Raw genomic sequence first — 15,699 nt, forward strand, 5'->3', positions numbered from 1 at the left:
AGGACGGTTGCCCGTATGAGAGGCCAGCCACCCGTCATTTTATTGGCGCCCCGTTACGGGTTGTTGAGCCGCCGGCACGCGGGGCCAACCAAAGCCCAAATGGCGCGCACAATGTCCGGGAAGGGCGGGCCGTCAAATTCGATGGAGCGGGCATAGGCATCCCACTGACGCCGCTTGTCCGCAGAGGTATAAAACGCTTCTGAAAGCCCCGGCGGTGTCTCGGTGGGTACGGCCGTGCCACGCCGTTTGAATGTGGCTTCGATCGCGGCATCCAAACAATTCGGCTCTATGGCCAGGCTCTGGGGAATAGCCCACAGGTCGTAATAGTCTTTCATACGCCCGTTGATGAGGCCGAGATGGACCATCGCCTGGAACTTTTCTGCGATCACCGCTGCGGGCGGATAGGCTTGTATGCGGGAGGCTTGGCCATCCAGCAGGTTGGGAAAGTCGATGTCCATAGCAGGTGGAGCAACCGCATCTCCGAAACCAATGTCAATGGTGATCGAAATGCGCGTCTTCTCAAGCAAAGCTACGGTCTTAAGGCGGGTGCCGCCATAGTCAGCATCCTCGCGGATCGCCTCGGCGGTTAAGGCCTCGGCGTCAAAGATCAGGCCGTCGTGACCGTCGATCGCGAATATCTCAGCGAAGGTCTCTAGCAGACGATCAGGATTATCGTCACCATGGCCAAGAAAATCGACATCTCGGGTGACGCGCATAGCATCGTCCACCCAGAGTGTGACAAGCAGGCCGCCCTTGAGGATAAATCGGTTCCGATAGGTTGAAATTGAAAGCCGGTACAGAAGTCGCTCCAGGCCGTATCGGACCAGGATCACATCGAACGGCTGTCCCTGGGCCTTAGCAAGCCTCAGGAGCCGGTCCTTAAACGATGCCGCCAGGTTTGACTTGGCCTTATCCATTGGAGGTCAGGGCTTCCAGGTACGGCGCTATGATTTTGACCGCGCCGCCATGTCTCGCCGCCTCATAGATGTCAGATGGCGTCACTTTGCGTTGGGTCAGCGCAGATTTTAGGCTCTCGATAGCGATGGATCTATCCACCAGTCGCGGGTTACGGAAGACGTCTGCCAGCGTTCTGGCAATGGAGTAGATCGGTACGTGAACGCCGGAGATCGTATGGGTTTCAACGCCATCGCGAAAGGAACCGGATTTAAAGCGCACCAGTCGTATCGGTGGCGAACGCACGTCAGGCGCCCAGGCGCCCTTGGCAATGGCCACCCAAACTCTACGGGGCATCTGGTCTGTCAGGCCATGAAAGGCCAGGGCGGAGGTCATGGAGATAATGCCGTTGGGGATTTGTTTGGCAATTTCAGCCAAAGCGTGGTCGTTTTCCAGTTCACTATCACGACTTCGGTAGAGGCCACGAGCGACCCGACCGATGAGACCGCTGGCCTCGGCACGGGCGATCGTTGCGGATGTGATACCTTGAGCCCTCAGGTCATACGCCCGCACAAGCGGTTGGGCTTCAACGATAGCCTTCAGGCGTTGCTGCTGCGTGGCGGCCAGGGGCTGCATGATACAAAACCTATAACTGATTATCTTTCAGGTATATGTTTTGTATCATGTCGCCTATTAAGCGTCCACTAACATTCGCTATGAACCGGTCGGTGCCCAACTGACGAATCCAAAAGCGGAGCCACAATTCGTCCGATGAGACTGGGGCACATCCGCGATGAACGCAGGACTGCAAGCAATACCCGACCGGCGTGGTTTACCTGTCCTCATTTGGCCTGACTAGGCCCTCCCTGGTATCTGGCTGATTCACGCAGAGTGCCCGAGGATGACGAGGCATAAGCCTTCCCCCTCGGACACTCCACATGACCCCCACCAAACTCCTGTTCGGTCAGATATTCATCGTCTTGCTGACGGCCCTATTGGGGGTTTGGGCGGCGACCCAGTGGGCCGCGGCGCAGCTGGGTTATCAATCTCAGTTGGGACCTGCCTGGTTTTCGGTTTTGGGTGTGCCGGTTTACCGGCCCTGGCAGCTGTTCATCTGGTGGTACTTCTACGATGCCTATGCGCCGGAGATCTTCGCCCGTTCAGGTGTGCTGGCCGCGTTCAGCGGTTTGGTCGGATGCTCCACGGCCATAGCCGGATCGGTCTGGCGGGCCCGGCAGACCAAGCTGGTGACGACCTACGGCTCGGCACGTTGGGCGACCCAGACCGAACTCGAACATTCGGGCCTGCTGGGCGATGCGGGCGTGTTTCTCGGTTGCTGGAAAGACGGCTATATTCGTCATGCCGGCCCGGAGCATGTGATCGCCTTTGCCCCAACCCGCTCCGGAAAGGGCGTCGGGCTGGTAGTGCCGACCCTGTTGTCGTGGACCGGGTCCGTCATTGTCCACGACATAAAGGGCGAGAACTGGGAACTGACATCCGGCTGGCGCGCCAAGTTCTCGCACTGTCTGCTGTTCAATCCGACCGACATTCGCTCTGCCCGGTTCAATCCGCTGCTGGAAGTGCGCAAGGGCTCCAACGAAGTGCGGGATGTCCAGAACATCGCGGACGTCCTGGTCGATCCCGAAGGCGCGCTGGAGCACCGCTCGCATTGGGAAAAAACCAGCCATTCGCTGTTGGTCGGTGTTATCCTCCACCTACTCTACGCGGACCCCGACAAGACTCTGGCGCGGGTGGCGACCTTCCTCTCTGATCCCGAGCGCACCTTCGAGAACACCTTGCGCCGGATGATGACCACCAACCATCTGGGCACCAAGGACGAACCACTGGTACACCCCGTTGTCGCCTCCGCCGCTCGGGAAATTCTCAATAAGTCCGAAAACGAACGCTCCGGCGTGCTGTCGACCGCCATGTCCTTTCTCGGACTGTACCGCGATCCGGTCGTATCGGCCACAACGGCGGCCTGCGACTGGCGGATTGCTGACCTGATGGACGGCGAGCGGCCCGCCTCCCTCTATCTGGTCGTCCCGCCCTCCGATATCTCCCGAACCAAGCCATTGGTCCGCCTGATCCTGAACCAAATCGGTCGCCGCCTGACCGAAAAGCTCGAGGGGCACGACGGTTTCAAACATCGCTATCAGCTTTTGATGATGCTGGATGAATTCCCCGCCCTGGGGCGCCTGGACTTCTTTGAGACGGCCCTAGCCTTCATCGCCGGCTACGGCATCCGCGCCTTCCTGATCGCCCAAAGCCTGAATCAGATATCCAGAGCCTACGGTGAGAACAACTCAATCCTCGACAATTGCCATGTCCGCATCGCCTTCTCGTCGAACGATGAGCGCACAGCCAAGCGCATATCCGACGCGCTGGGGACAGCGACTGAGCAGCGCGCCCAACGCAACTATGCCGGCCACCGCCTGTCACCCTGGCTTGCCCACGTCATGGTGTCACGTCAGGAAACCGCGCGTCCGCTCCTGACGCCCGGCGAAATCATGCAACTGCCGCCGTCGGATGAGCTGGTTCTTGTCTCAGGCCTGCCGCCCGTCCGCGCTAAAAAGCTGCGCTATTTCGAGGACCGAAATTTCGTAGTGCGACGTTTGTCTGCTCCAGCCCTCCCGACGGACGGCTACGCCGACAAGCCGGCCAACCGACCGGATGAGTGGGGTGAACATGTGCGCGCTGTGTCCGAAACCTTGCGCGCTGCGTTGAAGGCCGAAGAGGCGCGGCAGGCCGAAGAAGACGGTGTGACCCTCCAGAAGGTGCCCGGTTTTCACCCGGCCGCACCTCCTGTTCTGCGACCGGCGCCGGAGCCGGCAGGTCCACCTTCCGACGATGATGGCGATGCCGTCGCTGACAAGAAGTCCATCGATCTGGCCTGTGCGTCGCGAGCCGTTACCCAGGCTGCCACGATGGCGTCGGACCGCAAGGCCGCCGCCAGGGGCCTCAACCTCGATCTCTTCAGGGACAACTGACATGACCCGCCTGCCCATCAAGAAAAAATATCAGATCTACCTGCATGGTCCGGTCGTGGCGCGCTTCGAGGCATTGGCCGCCCGGCCTGGCACCAACAAATCGGCCATCCTCGCCATGGCCATCACAGCGTGGATAGACCGCAAGGCGGCCAACGAACTGGATGACCGGTTCGGCGTGCGCTTCCGCAACTACGGCGTCCAGCTCGAACGCTTTGAACGCGATCAGCGCGTCCTGATGGAGACCCTGGCCCTGTTCATCCGTCTGAACCTCCAGCGGGACGCCTTTCTGCCGGAAACGGATGAAGCCACCCGCGCCCGAGGCGCGGAACGTTTTCGCGCCTTCGTGGCTGAGGTGGGCCGCAGACTGGCTCAGGATGAGCCCAGCTTCGATCCGGAGATATTGGGAGGCCTCGATGACTGAGACCGTCTCCGCCCGCCGCCTTCGGTCTATGCTGCGCACGGCCATGGGCAATGTCCTGGCAGCCGCTCTGGCCGATCCCGAAGTCGCCGAGATCATGGTCAACCCAGATGGCGAGATCCGTATCGATCGTCTCGGGCAAGGCCGTATCGAGACCGGTAGCCGGCTGGAACCGGCCGAGGTTGAACGCATAATCCGGCTCGTTGCCAGTCACGTTCGGGCGGAAGCCCATCGCGACAATCCCATTGTGAGCGCGGAACTGCCCTTCCGCGATGGCCTGTCGGGGGAGCGGTTCGAAGGTCTGCTACCGCCCGTGGTGGTGTCGCCCTGTTTCTCGATCCGCAAGCCAGCGCATCGTCTCTACGGGTTGGGCGACTATGTCGCTGACGGCGTCATGTCATCCCTGCAGGCCAGAGCTTTGCGCACCGCCGTGCGCGACCGGCGCAATATCCTGGTCGCTGGCGGTACCAGCTCCGGAAAGACCACCCTCACCAACGCCCTTCTGGCCGAGATGGCCGAGCTTAATGAACGCATCATCCTCATAGAGGACACACGCGAACTGCGCTGCGCCGCCCGCGATTGCGTGGCCTTGCGTACGCGACCCGGATGGGTCTCGCTGGGAGATCTGGTGCACTCCACCCTACGTTTGCGTCCCGACCGGATCATCGTCGGCGAGGTCAGGGGTGGAGAGGCGCTCGATATGCTGAAGGCCTGGAACACCGGCCATCCCGGCGGTGTCGCCACCCTACATGCCAATTCCGCACGCGGGGCGCTCTACAGGTTGGAACACCTCATCCAGGAAGCCGTCACCTGTGTGCCGCGCGCCCTGATTGCCGACGGCATCGACGTCATTGTCTACATCGCGGGCGACAATCCGCACACCCATTCGCCCCGCCACGTCGAGACCATTGCCGAACTGGTCGGCCTCGACGCCACCGGCGATTACCTGCTTCAGCCCCTGATCCAGGCCTGAAGGTTCATCCACCTTTTTTACGGAAAGTCCTATGTTTGTAACTGTTCTGCGTTCCCCGTCGTCACGCGCCTTTGCCCGGGCGGGCTGCCTATGTCTGCCTGTCCTGATGTTCGCCGCCGTCGCCAATGCCACCGGTAGCGACATGCCCTGGGAGGAGCCCCTCCAGCAGATCCTGGATTCGGTTCAGGGGCCGGTGGCCAAGATCATCGCCGTCATGATCATCATCGTCACGGGCTTGACCCTGGCCTTCGGGGAAACCTCGGGCGGTTTTCGCAAGCTGATCCAGATCGTCTTCGGTCTGTCCATCGCGTTTGCCGCGTCCAGCTTCTTCCTCGCCTTCTTCAGCTTCGGCGGAGGCGCGGTCGTCTGATGTCCCATCCCGTTGAAGGCTTCGAGGTGCCTGTTCATCAGGCTCTGACCCAACCCATCCTCCTGGGCGGCGCACCCCGCTCGGTCGCCATCGTCAATGGCACGCTGGCGGCCGCGCTGGGTCTCGGCCTTCACCTGTGGCTGCCCGGTCTGGCCGTCTGGCTGGCCGGGCATAGCCTGGCGGTCTTCGCCGCCCGAAAAGACCCGGATTTCGTGCCGGTGCTTCTGCGTCACCTCCGTCAGAAAGGGTATTGGTCATGCTGAACCTCAAACAATATCGCCATAGCGCGGATCGTCTGGCAGATCACCTGCCCTGGGCGGCGCTGGTCGCGCCCGGCATTGTGCTCAACAAGGACGGTAGCTTTCAGCGGACGTTTCGCTATCAGGGGCCGGATATTGACAGCGCGACGCCGGAAGACCTCGTCGGCATCTGTGCCCACCTCAACAATGCGTTGCGTCGGTTTGGCTCTGGCTGGGCGCTATTTTTCGAGGCCCGCCGTGAACCCGCCATGGCCTATCCAGGGCTGGGGTTTGAAACCGGCGTTGCCCGTCTCGTGGATGAGGAGCGACGCGCCCGGTTCGAAGGCGAACTGGCCCATACGTTTGAGACGGCCTATTTTTTCACCTTGGTCTTCCTGCCCGACGCCGATCAGACGGACGCCATCGGTATGGTCGTACTCGACACGGAGAGGGCGGGTGAGGGGCGGGACTGGCGTGAAGCCCTGGCCCGGTTTATCCGCCGCACCGACGCGGCGCTCGATCTGTTGTCAGGCTCCCTCAACCAGATTTCGGCCCTGAACGATACGGAGACCCTGACCTATCTGCACACTTGCGTCTCGACGAAGACCCATCCCGTGGCCGTGCCCGCAACCCCGGTCTATCTTGACGCCATACTGGCGGACACGGACCTGCTGGGCGGTGTGTCCCCGATTTTGGGAAGGGAATATCTGCGCAGTTTGACCCTTCTGGGTTTCCCGAACCATACATATCCCGGCGTGCTCGACGCCTTGAACCATCTCGATATCCCGTACCGTTGGGTGACGCGGTTTATCCCTCTCGATAAGACGGAAGCCGTGTCGACCCTGACGAAGCTGCGACGCCAATGGTTTGCCAAGCGCAAGTCCGTCACGGCCATCCTGCGGGAGGTGATCTATTCCGAGGAAAGCCGGCTGGTCGATACCGATGCTGATAACAAGGTGTTCGATGCCGATGCCGCCTTACAGGCCGTAGGCGCCGATCAGGTTAGTTTCGGCTATCTGACCACGACGCTGACGGTACGGCATCCGGACAAGTCGATCGCCGATGACCGGCTCCGCCAGATCGAACAGGTGATCAACGGCCTGGGCTTTACGACCATCGATGAATCCCTGAACGCGGTCGAGGCCTGGCTCGGCAGTCTTCCCGGTCACGTCTACGCCAATGTCCGCCAGCCCCTGGTCCATAGTCTCAATCTGGCTCACCTGATGCCGATGTCGGCCGTCTGGGCCGGTGCCGCGCGCGATACCCATCTGGACGGACCGCCGCTGCTCTATGCCCTGAGTTCGGGTGCGACGCCCTTTCGTCTGAGCCTCCATGTTGGCGACGTCGGTCATACCCTGGTGCTGGGGCCGACCGGCGCCGGTAAGTCAGTCCTGCTGAGTTTCATGGCCCTGCAATTCATGCGCTATAAAGATGCGCAGGTCTTCATCTTCGACAAGGGAGGGTCCGCCCGTGCGGCGACCCTGGCACTGCGCGGACAACATTACCGGCTTGGGCGCCAGGCTGCGCTCGCATTCCAGCCATTGCGTAGGATCGATGATGAAGCCGAGCGCGGCTGGGCGCTGGAGTGGCTGCAGGGGCTGTTAGCGGTCGAGAACGTTACCATCACCCCCGAAGCCAAGGAAAGCCTGTGGTCAGCATTAAACAGCCTGGCCCAGGCACCGATTGCGGAACGGAGCCTGACCGGTCTGGTGATGCTTCTGTCCTCGAACGCGCTGAAAGCGGCCTTTCGTCCCTACACCCTTGATGGGGCTTTCGGGCAGTGTCTTGATGCCGAGGAAGATAGCCTCGATCTCGGGCGGGTGGCCTGTTTTGAGACCGAAGACCTAATGGTGGAGCCCAGCCTGCTGGGGCCGGCTCTGACCTACCTCTTCCATCGCCTTGAGGCGCGCTTCGACGGGCGGCCGACCCTGCTGATCCTGGACGAGGCCTGGGTGTTTCTCGATCAGCCCTTGTTTGCGGCGCGTATTCGGGAGTGGCTTAAGACCCTGCGCAAGCGAAACGTCAGCGTCGTCTTCGCCACTCAATCCCTGACCGATGTCATCGAAAGCCCCATCGCGCCGGCCATCATCGAGTTGTGCCCACAGCGCATCCTGATGCCCAATGATCGGGCGGTTGAGCCAGCGATGCGGCTTGCCTATGAACGCGTCGGTCTCAATACCCGCCAGATTGAGATCATCGCGCGCGCCACGCCGAAGCAGCACTATTATCTGCAGTCACGCCGCGGCAATCGTTTGTTCGATTTGTCTCTGGGTCCGATCGCCCTGGCCGTCTGCGGTGTGTCCGGTCCAGAGGACCAGGCGCTGGTCGATCGCCTTCTGGCGGAACACGGCGCCGAAGGATTCCCAAACGCCCTGATCAACGCCCGCGGACCGGACTGGGCGCGTGACCTGTTGCCAGCCTTTGAAGGAGGCGCTGCCTCTGACTGGCCTGCGACCCTTCCCCTTTATCTGAATGCCAACTGAGGAGACTGTGATGACCTGTTTGAAAACCCGTGTACTGCCTGCACTTGTTGCCCTTATGCTGGGAGCCGGAAGCCTATCACCGGCCCGCGCGCAATGGGTCGTTTACGACCCCACCAACTATGCGTCCAACGTTCTGCAGGCGGCACGTGCCCTGCAGCAGGTCAACAATCAGATCCAGAGCCTGTCCAATGAAGCCACCATGCTCGTCAGCATGGCCAAGCATCTGCAAAAGCTAGATCTCAATGAGCTTGCCAAGCTCAATGGCGATATCGCCGCGATCAACGACCTGATGAAACAGGCCAAGGGCATCGCTTTCACCATTGAGGAAACCGAGGCCGCCTTCAAAGGCCAGTATCCCAGCGCCTATGCCAATGTGAAGTCGAGCGGGTTGATCGGTGAGGCCATGACCCGGTGGCAGAGCAGCATGGATGCCTTTGAGCAGACCCTGCTCGTCCAGGCCAAGGTCAATGAAAGCCTGACGGATGACGCCATGACCCTGAGCGATCTCGTGTCAGCCTCCCAGGGCGCAGACGGCAATCTCCAGGCACAACAGGCGGCCAACCAGCTTCTGGCCCTGAACACCAAACAGCAGATGCAGATCACCACCCTTCTGGCCGCCCAGTATCGCGCCGAGGCCCTCGACCTGGCCCGTAAGGCACAAGGCGAAGCGGCCGCAAAAGCGATGACCAAGGCCTTTATCGGCTCCGGCTCTGCCTACACTGCACACTAACCCACATTGGTTTTTGTTTAGGAGCCCCCCGTGGATCTCAATGTCGTTGACCAGTTTTTGAGTGTCTTTAGCCAGTATCTGGACAGTGGGTTTGGCTTGCTCAAGGGCGACGTCGGTCATCTGGCCGGACTACTGATCGCCATAGACGTCACCCTGGCAGCCCTGTTCTGGTTGCTGGACGAAGAGGCCCATATCCTGACACGGCTCGTGAAAAAGGTCCTGTTCGTCGGCGCGTTCGCCTACATCATCAACAATTTCAAAACCCTGGCCGGCATCATTTTCTCGTCGTTCTCGACCCTGGGGCTGGATGCCAGCGCAAACACCCTGTCAGCCGCCGACCTGCTCAAGCCCGGCCGTCTCGCCGGCATCGGTTTCGACGCGGCCAAGCCCTTGCTGGATCAACTGGCCGATCTCATGGGCCTGGACACCTTCTTCTCAAACTTCCTTACGATCGCTGTCCTGCTCATCGTCTGGTTGCTTGTCCTCCTGTCCTTCTTCGTGCTGGCCATTCAACTGTTCATTACGATCCTGGAGTTCAAGCTAACGACCCTGGCCGGCTTTACCCTCGTGCCCTTTGCCCTGTGGAACAAGACCTCGTTTTTGGCCGAGCGCGTCCTTGGCAACGTGGTCACCTCCGGCGTCAAGGTCATGGTGCTGGCCGTCATCGTCGGCATCGGCGCGTCCTTCTTTCAACACTATGTCATGGGTTTGAACGGCGCCACGCCCGATCTCGTCCAGGCCCTGACCCTGGCCCTGGCCTCGTTGACCCTTTTGGGCCTGGGCATTTTCGGACCTACCATCGCCTCCGGGCTTGTCTCCGGAGCACCGCAACTGGGCGCCGGCGCCGCTGTTGGGACCGCCGCGGCCGCTGTAGGGGCCGGTATGCTGGCCGGTGGGGCGGTGCGCGCCCTGGCCGGCGGTGGCGCCCAGGCCTTCAGTGCCGTCAAGGCCGCCGCTGGTATGTCCGGTGGGATGAGCAATGGTGGGACGGGTGGGAACGGCGGCCCGTCGAGTGGCGGCGGCTCCTCCGGTGGAGGGGCTGGCGTCGGTGGTCCTCCGCCGAATATGCCAAAAAGCCCTACTGCCAGTGGCAGCGACGATACGCCACCGGCCTGGGCCAGACGCCAGCACGAGCAACATCGACGTCAGGGCCACATCCATATGATCCAATCCGCCATCACGTCGGGTGACCAGGGCGGCAGTGGGCCTGCGCCGGATATCACCGACAAGTCCTGATATTTCCGTTTTTTAATCTGCCTGTTTCAAAGCTTCACCCCGGAAGGAGACCTCATGTTCAAACGCATTATCCAGAAATATGGCGATACGCCGGGGCCCCTCACGCCCTACCAGAAGGCGGGTGAGGTTTGGGATCGCCGCATCGGCAGCGCGGCCGCCCAGGCCGCCAATTGGCGCGCGCTGGCCTTCGGGGCGGTCGCAGTCAGCGCGCTGCTGTCGTGTGGCCTCATCTATCAGGGCAGTCAAAGCCGTGTCACACCCTATGTGGTCGAGGTCGGACCGGGGGAAGGCGTGCGCGCTGTAGCGCCCGCGTCAGAAGCGATTAAACCCACAGACGCCCAGATTGGCTGGTTTCTCTCAAGGTTCATCACGGATGTCAGAGGCCTGCCAACAGACCCGGTCCTGGTACGACAAAACTGGCTGGAAGCCTATGTCTTCGCCACGGACGACGCGGCGCGCTTCCTGAACGAACAGGCCCGCTTGAATGATCCGTTTACGGATGTTGGCAAGCGGTCGGTAACGGTGAACATCGCCAGCGCTGTGCGCGCATCGGCTGGCACGTTCCAGGTCAAATGGGTCGAGCAGGTGTTCGCGTCCGGTAGTCTCGTCTCGACCACGCGGTGGACGGCCCTGTTAGGCGTTCGCCAGAAGACTCCCAGTACCGCCGACGTGCTGCGCAAAAACCCGCTGGGTCTCTACGTCACAACGCTCGCCTGGTCGAAAGACTATGGCGGCGAGGTCGTACCCACCAATCCTTCGCCTGCCAGTCCCTTACCCCTTGTTCAACCCTGATCTTGAGGAGCCTTGATATGCGTTTGATCTGTCTGCCACTTGTTGTGTCTGTGTCCAGTTTGGCCGTCTGCGCGGTGGCTGGCACGCCGTTGGTTTCACCGGACTTCGTCGCCGCCAAGCGGCTGTCCAGCACTCCGCCCGCCGTGACCGTGCGATCGCTCGATACACCGGCCGTGCCTGCCGGCCTCATTGTCTCAATGCCAGTGCCGTTGCCGGCCACGTCCGCGGGAGCCGTGGCAAAACCGCTCGACCGCATAACCGCCGCCAATAAGGCAGCGCTTCAGGAACCGCGTGGTGAAGGATTTATCAGCGCGATACAGGTCTACCCCTATATGGAAGGGGCTCTCTATCGTCTCTACGCGGCCCCGGACCGTGTGTCCGACATCACCCTCCAGGCCGGTGAGGGGTTGATTGCTATTTCCAGTGGTGACACAGCGCGCTGGATCATCGGCAACACCAAAAGCGGCGCAGGTGCCGATGCCCGCGTCCATATCCTGGTCAAGCCGCAGCTCAGTGGGTTGAAGACCAACCTGATCATCGCGACCGACCGCCGCACCTACCATCTCCAGATGGAAAGCACGCCGGCAACCGCAATGGCCGCCCTGTCCTGGCGCTACCCGCAAGATGGATTACTGGCGCTCAAGGCAGCGGAGAAGAGGGCCCAGGTGGCTGCGCCGACGGCAGACGCGATTGCGCTGGAGAACGTCCACTTTGGCTATGCGATCACCGGCGCCAAGCCTGCGTGGCGACCGGTACGCGCTTTCGACGACGGCGCCCGCGTCTTTATCGAATTCCCCAATGACCTGTCGACAACCGAGGCGCCGCCCTTGTTCGTCGTAGGGAAGGGCGGTCAGGCGCAACTCGTAAATTATCGGGTGAGCCGCAACTACTACATTGTCGAGGGCCTGTTTGAGGTCGCGGAACTGCGCCTCGGCGAAAAGCCGCAGGCGATCGTGCGGATCACGGCCGATCGGAAGGGCGGTGCGCGCCATGACTGAGACAGAAAAAGTGGAAAAGGTCGATCCGGAAACCCTGGTCTTGCGCGCAAAACCTCGCCGTGTGATTCGCATCAAGCGCAATCTTCTGATCGGTCTTGCCGGCGGGGCTTGCGTTGTTCTTGTTGGTCTGACCTCGCTGGGCTTGGTCCCCTCCCTGATCCATCCGGGCGCGCCTTCGGTGGACGACAAGGACCCGGAAAAGCACAAGGCCGGCCTTCCTGATCAGGTTGCCGGCCTGCCGAAAACCTACGCTGATGTACCGAAACTGGGCGAGCCGTTACCGGGCGATTTGGGGAAGGCGATTCTTGAATATAGGCGACGGCATGGCGATATGGCGATGGTAGACCAGGGTGCGCCAACCCCTTCTAAGGCATCGCTGTCAACCGCCGACCGTACGAGCAGCCTGTTTTTCCAGGTCGCCGCATCCGTGGCACCCGAGCGGCCCGTGGCCTCGGCTCCCAATCTTTCCAGCACTGACAACCAATCATTGATGTTGACGCCGGCAATCCCTCAGGCATCGTCGCCATCGGCGGCAAAGACAGGCTTCCTCGAAACGGCGAAGCGGAGCGCCAATATCAATCCCTATGTTGTGCAGGAACCGGCGAGCACAAACATCGTGATGGCCGGCACCGTCATTTCCGCAGCGCTGATCACAGGCTTGAACTCGGATCTGCCAGGCACCATCCTCGCGCAGGTGACCAGCGACGTGCATGATTTAACCGGACGGTCGATTCTTATTCCGCAAGGCACGCGCCTGATCGGGACATACGACAACACGGTATCGTTCGGTCAAGAGCGTGCGCTCATCGTCTGGCAGCGTCTGATATGGCCAGATGGTCGATCTCTGCAGATCGACACTATGCCAGCCTCAGATATGTCGGGCTATGCCGGACTTTACGACGAGGTCTCGTTCCACTCCACGGCCTTACTAAAGGGTATCGGACTGTCGACCCTTTTGGCCCTCACCGGAGACATCGGAAACGATAGCGACAATGATCTGGTCAGGGCGTTGCGCCAGTCCGTTCAGCAGACCGCCAATGAGGCCGGCCAGAAGATTGTCAGCCGGCAACTGGATGTTCAGCCAACGCTCAAGGTGCGGCCGGGCTGGCCGTTGCGGGTGATCGTCCAGAAAGACCTGATCATTACCGAAAGCTTGGACGGAGATCGCCCGTGACCGACATAAAACTGCCAAGGCTGCCCGATCGCACACCGATCAAACTTACGATTACGGTTGGCGCCGATTTAAGCCAGGCCCTCAAAGACTATGCAGATTTGTATCGGGTCCAGTATGGCGTCCAGGAATCGGTCACCGATCTGATCCCCTTCATGCTTGAGGCCTTCCTGCAAAGCGACAAGGGGTTCAGTCGGACGGTCCGCAAAAGCTGAAGGCGCTCTGAAATCTCCAGCGAGGGCGACTGGCCAAGTAGATTAACGTGAACGACCGAACGCGAATTGAAAGTGTCGCGCACATGATACTAAAGCTGTGCCATGGACCTCAAGACAAGTGCCCTTCAATTTTCCCCTTGTTAAAGCATATAGGGATCTACCTTTTGGCGACAGTTTACCGCCAGGCTAAAATCTCTTGATCGAGAGTGTTTCAAAAGTTTGCTTCAACGATGTCGTCGAGCGGTCGTAGTCTGCAAGCGCCAGCGCCGCGATCAGGGCATCGACCACGCAAAGCTGGGCGATTCGGCTGGTCATCGCCTCCGTTCGGAAAAGGGTCTCACGCGCCATAGTGAACAGCACAACGTCGGCATGGCTCTGGATCGGTGAGCGGGCAAAGTTGGTAATGACGACCGTTTTTGCGCCGGCTTTCTTGGCCAGCTTGGTCGAGGTGACCGTTTCATGCGTCGCGCCGGAGTGTGAAACCGTCAGAACGGCGACGTCCGGATTTGCCTGTGAGGCGCTGATCGCCTGGATATGACTATCGGTGACGACTTTGGCGTCAAGGCCGATGCGTAGCATGCGATAATGCGCATCCTCCGCGATGGGGGCGGATGAGCCGACGCCATAGATTTCGATGCGCTTGGCTTGGCGAAATATCTCTACGGCCTTGGCCAGGGATTTTGGATCAAGCACGGACAACGAGTTACGCAGCGCCTGGATACCAGAGTGGAATATCTTGCGGCAGACGGTATCGGGATCGTCGCCACGTTCAAGGTCCTCATGGATGAATTGTACGGGCTGCACGGTCTCCTGTGCCAGGCTTAGCTTTAACTGCTGGAAGCCGGACAGGCCCAGTTTGCGGCAAAAGTTGATCACGCTGCCTTCGCTGGCGCCGGTGGCTTCGGACAGTTCGGTGACCGACATGCTGACGATGCGTTCGGGCTGTTCGATGACGTAGTCGGCGATACGCTGTGCCCCCTTGGCTAGGGTCGGGTAGGCGATCGTGAGCCGCGCCAGGGCGTTTTCCACCGGTGTATGATGGGTTGGGCCTGATCGCGCTGTCTTTTCGTTCTTCATAATCTTTTTGTCCATGGCCTGCCGCTCTCCCTAACATGCCGTTTGGTATCGTGATTCCGCAATTTGATCATGTCAGCGAGATCGGGGTCGATTGTCATATTCAGCCTATATAGCCGTTTGTTGACATAAATATTACTCATTATTGTCGCGAATAATTAATGAGTGAAATTTACACATCCCAAAATTGTCGCACGCGGCTTCGCAACGCGACCGAGGGAGTATAGTGTTGAATATACTGATCACGTCGCCTGCCGGCGGCAAGGGCCAATGGAACCAGCCAGCCGCTTTGACCCACGATGATATGGCCACCGTCTTTGACGGCGCTACGCACGTTCTGCTTGACTGGGACGGCTGTGTCGCTTTGGCCGATAAACCCTTGCCGGCGGCGATCGCCTTTATGCGCGCATGGGCAGGACGTGTCGCCATTGTGTCTAACAACTCAACCCACATGCCGGAGGATTTCGTCGCGATTTTGGCTGCCGCCGGCATAACCCTGCCGGCGTCTCATGTCCTTCTGGCGGGGGCGGAGGCGCTCCATCAGGCCCGTGACTCCGGCGCTGGCCGTGTCATGGTCCTGGGTGATCATAGGCTTAAAACCTATGCAAAAAGCCTTGGTCTTATGGTGGTGCGCGAGGAGGCTGACCTTGTGGTCTTGCTCCGCGACAAGCAGTTCAGCTATGTTAAGTTGGCGCGCGCCGCCAACTGCTTGCGCCGCGGTGCGCGCCTCATCGTCGCCAATCCTGATCTGACGCATCCGGGCGCCAATGGCTGCCTTGTACCGGAAACCGGCGCCTTGCTTGCAGCGATTCTGGCCGGCACCGACCATGCATCCATAGACTATGACATCATAGGCAAGCCCAGCCGCGGCCTGTTTGAGCGTGCCTGCCAGGTGCTTGGCGCTTCGCCCCAGACCACAGTCATGATCGGAGACAACCCCAAAACGGATGGCGATGGCGCCAGGGCGCATGGCTTGCGGGCCGTCCTGATCGGCCCCGCGTCAGGTCTTTCCTTCCGCGATTTCCCCGGTTGGTCGGCCGAAGTATGATAAATTTCACTCACTTTATTGCCAATGTAAAAATGAGTGAAAATCATTAATTTGTCATAAAAGGCTGC

At 60.4% G+C, this 15,699-nt stretch carries 16 protein-coding genes; 13 read left to right on the forward strand and 3 right to left on the reverse strand.

The window, feature by feature from the left end:
• Positions 1 to 53: 53 nt before the first annotated feature.
• The gene (locus tag ABQ278_RS18045) at positions 54 to 917 is read right to left on the reverse strand and encodes a nucleotidyl transferase AbiEii/AbiGii toxin family protein (RefSeq protein WP_349322417.1); all 864 of its coding nucleotides are present in this window, start codon (positions 915 to 917) and stop codon (positions 54 to 56) included.
• The gene (locus tag ABQ278_RS18050) at positions 910 to 1,530 is read right to left on the reverse strand and encodes a type IV toxin-antitoxin system AbiEi family antitoxin domain-containing protein (protein ID WP_349322418.1); all 621 of its coding nucleotides are present in this window, start codon (positions 1,528 to 1,530) and stop codon (positions 910 to 912) included. Before ABQ278_RS18050 ends, ABQ278_RS18045 begins: the two co-directional genes overlap by 8 nt.
• Before the next feature lie 302 nt (positions 1,531 to 1,832).
• Here ABQ278_RS18050 and ABQ278_RS18055 point away from each other — a divergent pair, with 302 nt between their 5' ends.
• The 12 genes from ABQ278_RS18055 to ABQ278_RS18110 all read left to right on the forward strand — a co-directional run bounded on the left by ABQ278_RS18055 (position 1,833) and on the right by ABQ278_RS18110 (position 13,509).
• Complete coding sequence (locus ABQ278_RS18055) at positions 1,833 to 3,884, forward strand: conjugal transfer protein TraG (RefSeq protein ID WP_349322419.1); 2,052 nt, start codon at positions 1,833 to 1,835, stop codon at positions 3,882 to 3,884.
• A gap of 1 nt (position 3,885) precedes the next feature.
• Positions 3,886 to 4,305, forward strand: coding sequence for a CopG family transcriptional regulator (locus ABQ278_RS18060; protein ID WP_349322420.1), 420 nt, complete (start codon positions 3,886 to 3,888; stop codon positions 4,303 to 4,305).
• Positions 4,298 to 5,275 carry a P-type conjugative transfer ATPase TrbB gene (gene trbB, locus ABQ278_RS18065; protein ID WP_349322421.1) on the forward strand — a complete coding sequence of 326 codons (978 nt, stop codon included), beginning with the start codon at positions 4,298 to 4,300 and terminating at the stop codon, positions 5,273 to 5,275. The genes ABQ278_RS18060 and trbB overlap by 8 nt, the downstream gene beginning before the upstream one ends.
• 106 nt (positions 5,276 to 5,381) lie before the next feature.
• A complete protein-coding gene (locus ABQ278_RS18070) occupies positions 5,382 to 5,645 on the forward strand; it encodes a TrbC/VirB2 family protein (RefSeq protein ID WP_349322662.1) in 264 nt (87 codons plus the stop codon).
• On the forward strand, positions 5,645 to 5,908 hold the full coding sequence (locus ABQ278_RS18075) for a VirB3 family type IV secretion system protein (protein ID WP_349322422.1): 264 nt from the start codon (positions 5,645 to 5,647) through the stop codon (positions 5,906 to 5,908). The genes ABQ278_RS18070 and ABQ278_RS18075 overlap by 1 nt, the downstream gene beginning before the upstream one ends.
• Positions 5,902 to 8,367: a conjugal transfer protein TrbE gene (gene trbE / locus ABQ278_RS18080; protein WP_349322423.1), complete on the forward strand. Its 2,466-nt coding sequence runs from the start codon at positions 5,902 to 5,904 to the stop codon at positions 8,365 to 8,367. Before ABQ278_RS18075 ends, trbE begins: the two co-directional genes overlap by 7 nt.
• A 10-nt stretch (positions 8,368 to 8,377) precedes the next feature.
• Positions 8,378 to 9,097, forward strand: a complete 720-nt coding sequence (gene trbJ / locus ABQ278_RS18085) for a P-type conjugative transfer protein TrbJ (protein WP_349322424.1) — start codon at positions 8,378 to 8,380, stop codon at positions 9,095 to 9,097.
• A 30-nt stretch (positions 9,098 to 9,127) separates the two neighbouring features.
• Positions 9,128 to 10,333 (forward strand): P-type conjugative transfer protein TrbL, encoded by a 1,206-nt coding sequence (gene trbL / locus ABQ278_RS18090; protein ID WP_349322425.1) that lies wholly within the window; start codon positions 9,128 to 9,130, stop codon positions 10,331 to 10,333.
• Between the two features lie 54 nt (positions 10,334 to 10,387).
• Positions 10,388 to 11,125, forward strand: a complete 738-nt coding sequence (gene trbF, locus ABQ278_RS18095; RefSeq protein WP_349322426.1) for a conjugal transfer protein TrbF — start codon at positions 10,388 to 10,390, stop codon at positions 11,123 to 11,125.
• A gap of 17 nt (positions 11,126 to 11,142) precedes the next feature.
• On the forward strand, positions 11,143 to 12,123 hold the full coding sequence (gene trbG, locus ABQ278_RS18100; protein WP_349322427.1) for a P-type conjugative transfer protein TrbG: 981 nt from the start codon (positions 11,143 to 11,145) through the stop codon (positions 12,121 to 12,123).
• Positions 12,116 to 13,297 (forward strand): TrbI/VirB10 family protein, encoded by a 1,182-nt coding sequence (locus ABQ278_RS18105; RefSeq protein WP_349322428.1) that lies wholly within the window; start codon positions 12,116 to 12,118, stop codon positions 13,295 to 13,297. Before trbG ends, ABQ278_RS18105 begins: the two co-directional genes overlap by 8 nt.
• Positions 13,294 to 13,509, forward strand: coding sequence for a DUF2274 domain-containing protein (locus tag ABQ278_RS18110; RefSeq protein WP_349322429.1), 216 nt, complete (start codon positions 13,294 to 13,296; stop codon positions 13,507 to 13,509). The genes ABQ278_RS18105 and ABQ278_RS18110 overlap by 4 nt, the downstream gene beginning before the upstream one ends.
• Positions 13,510 to 13,695: 186 nt before the next feature.
• On the opposite strand, the gene ABQ278_RS18115 is transcribed toward ABQ278_RS18110, so the two are convergent.
• Complete coding sequence (locus ABQ278_RS18115; protein WP_349322430.1) at positions 13,696 to 14,601, reverse strand: MurR/RpiR family transcriptional regulator; 906 nt, start codon at positions 14,599 to 14,601, stop codon at positions 13,696 to 13,698.
• A 211-nt stretch (positions 14,602 to 14,812) separates the two neighbouring features.
• Here ABQ278_RS18115 and ABQ278_RS18120 point away from each other — a divergent pair, with 211 nt between their 5' ends.
• On the forward strand, positions 14,813 to 15,631 hold the full coding sequence (locus ABQ278_RS18120; protein ID WP_349322431.1) for an HAD-IA family hydrolase: 819 nt from the start codon (positions 14,813 to 14,815) through the stop codon (positions 15,629 to 15,631).
• Positions 15,632 to 15,699 lie beyond the last annotated feature (68 nt).

The sequence above is a fragment of the Asticcacaulis sp. MM231 genome, from assembly GCF_964186625.1.
Lineage (GTDB): Bacteria > Pseudomonadota > Alphaproteobacteria > Caulobacterales > Caulobacteraceae > Asticcacaulis.

Bases quoted from the DNA above. Each gene is read 5' to 3' on its own strand.
- trbF (WP_349322426.1), top strand. From the start codon at position 10,388: ATGTTCAAACGCATTATCCAGAAATATGGCGATACGCCGGGGCCCCTC.
- trbE (WP_349322423.1), top strand. From the start codon at position 5,902: ATGCTGAACCTCAAACAATATCGCCATAGCGCGGATCGTCTGGCAGAT.
- ABQ278_RS18050 (WP_349322418.1), bottom strand. From the start codon at position 1,530: ATGCAGCCCCTGGCCGCCACGCAGCAGCAACGCCTGAAGGCTATCGTT.
- ABQ278_RS18115 (WP_349322430.1), bottom strand. From the start codon at position 14,601: ATGGACAAAAAGATTATGAAGAACGAAAAGACAGCGCGATCAGGCCCA.
- ABQ278_RS18055 (WP_349322419.1), top strand. From the start codon at position 1,833: ATGACCCCCACCAAACTCCTGTTCGGTCAGATATTCATCGTCTTGCTG.
- ABQ278_RS18060 (WP_349322420.1), top strand. From the start codon at position 3,886: ATGACCCGCCTGCCCATCAAGAAAAAATATCAGATCTACCTGCATGGT.
- ABQ278_RS18045 (WP_349322417.1), bottom strand. From the start codon at position 917: ATGGATAAGGCCAAGTCAAACCTGGCGGCATCGTTTAAGGACCGGCTC.
- trbB (WP_349322421.1), top strand. From the start codon at position 4,298: ATGACTGAGACCGTCTCCGCCCGCCGCCTTCGGTCTATGCTGCGCACG.
- ABQ278_RS18075 (WP_349322422.1), top strand. From the start codon at position 5,645: ATGTCCCATCCCGTTGAAGGCTTCGAGGTGCCTGTTCATCAGGCTCTG.
- trbJ (WP_349322424.1), top strand. From the start codon at position 8,378: ATGACCTGTTTGAAAACCCGTGTACTGCCTGCACTTGTTGCCCTTATG.
- trbG (WP_349322427.1), top strand. From the start codon at position 11,143: ATGCGTTTGATCTGTCTGCCACTTGTTGTGTCTGTGTCCAGTTTGGCC.
- ABQ278_RS18070 (WP_349322662.1), top strand. From the start codon at position 5,382: ATGTTCGCCGCCGTCGCCAATGCCACCGGTAGCGACATGCCCTGGGAG.
- ABQ278_RS18105 (WP_349322428.1), top strand. From the start codon at position 12,116: ATGACTGAGACAGAAAAAGTGGAAAAGGTCGATCCGGAAACCCTGGTC.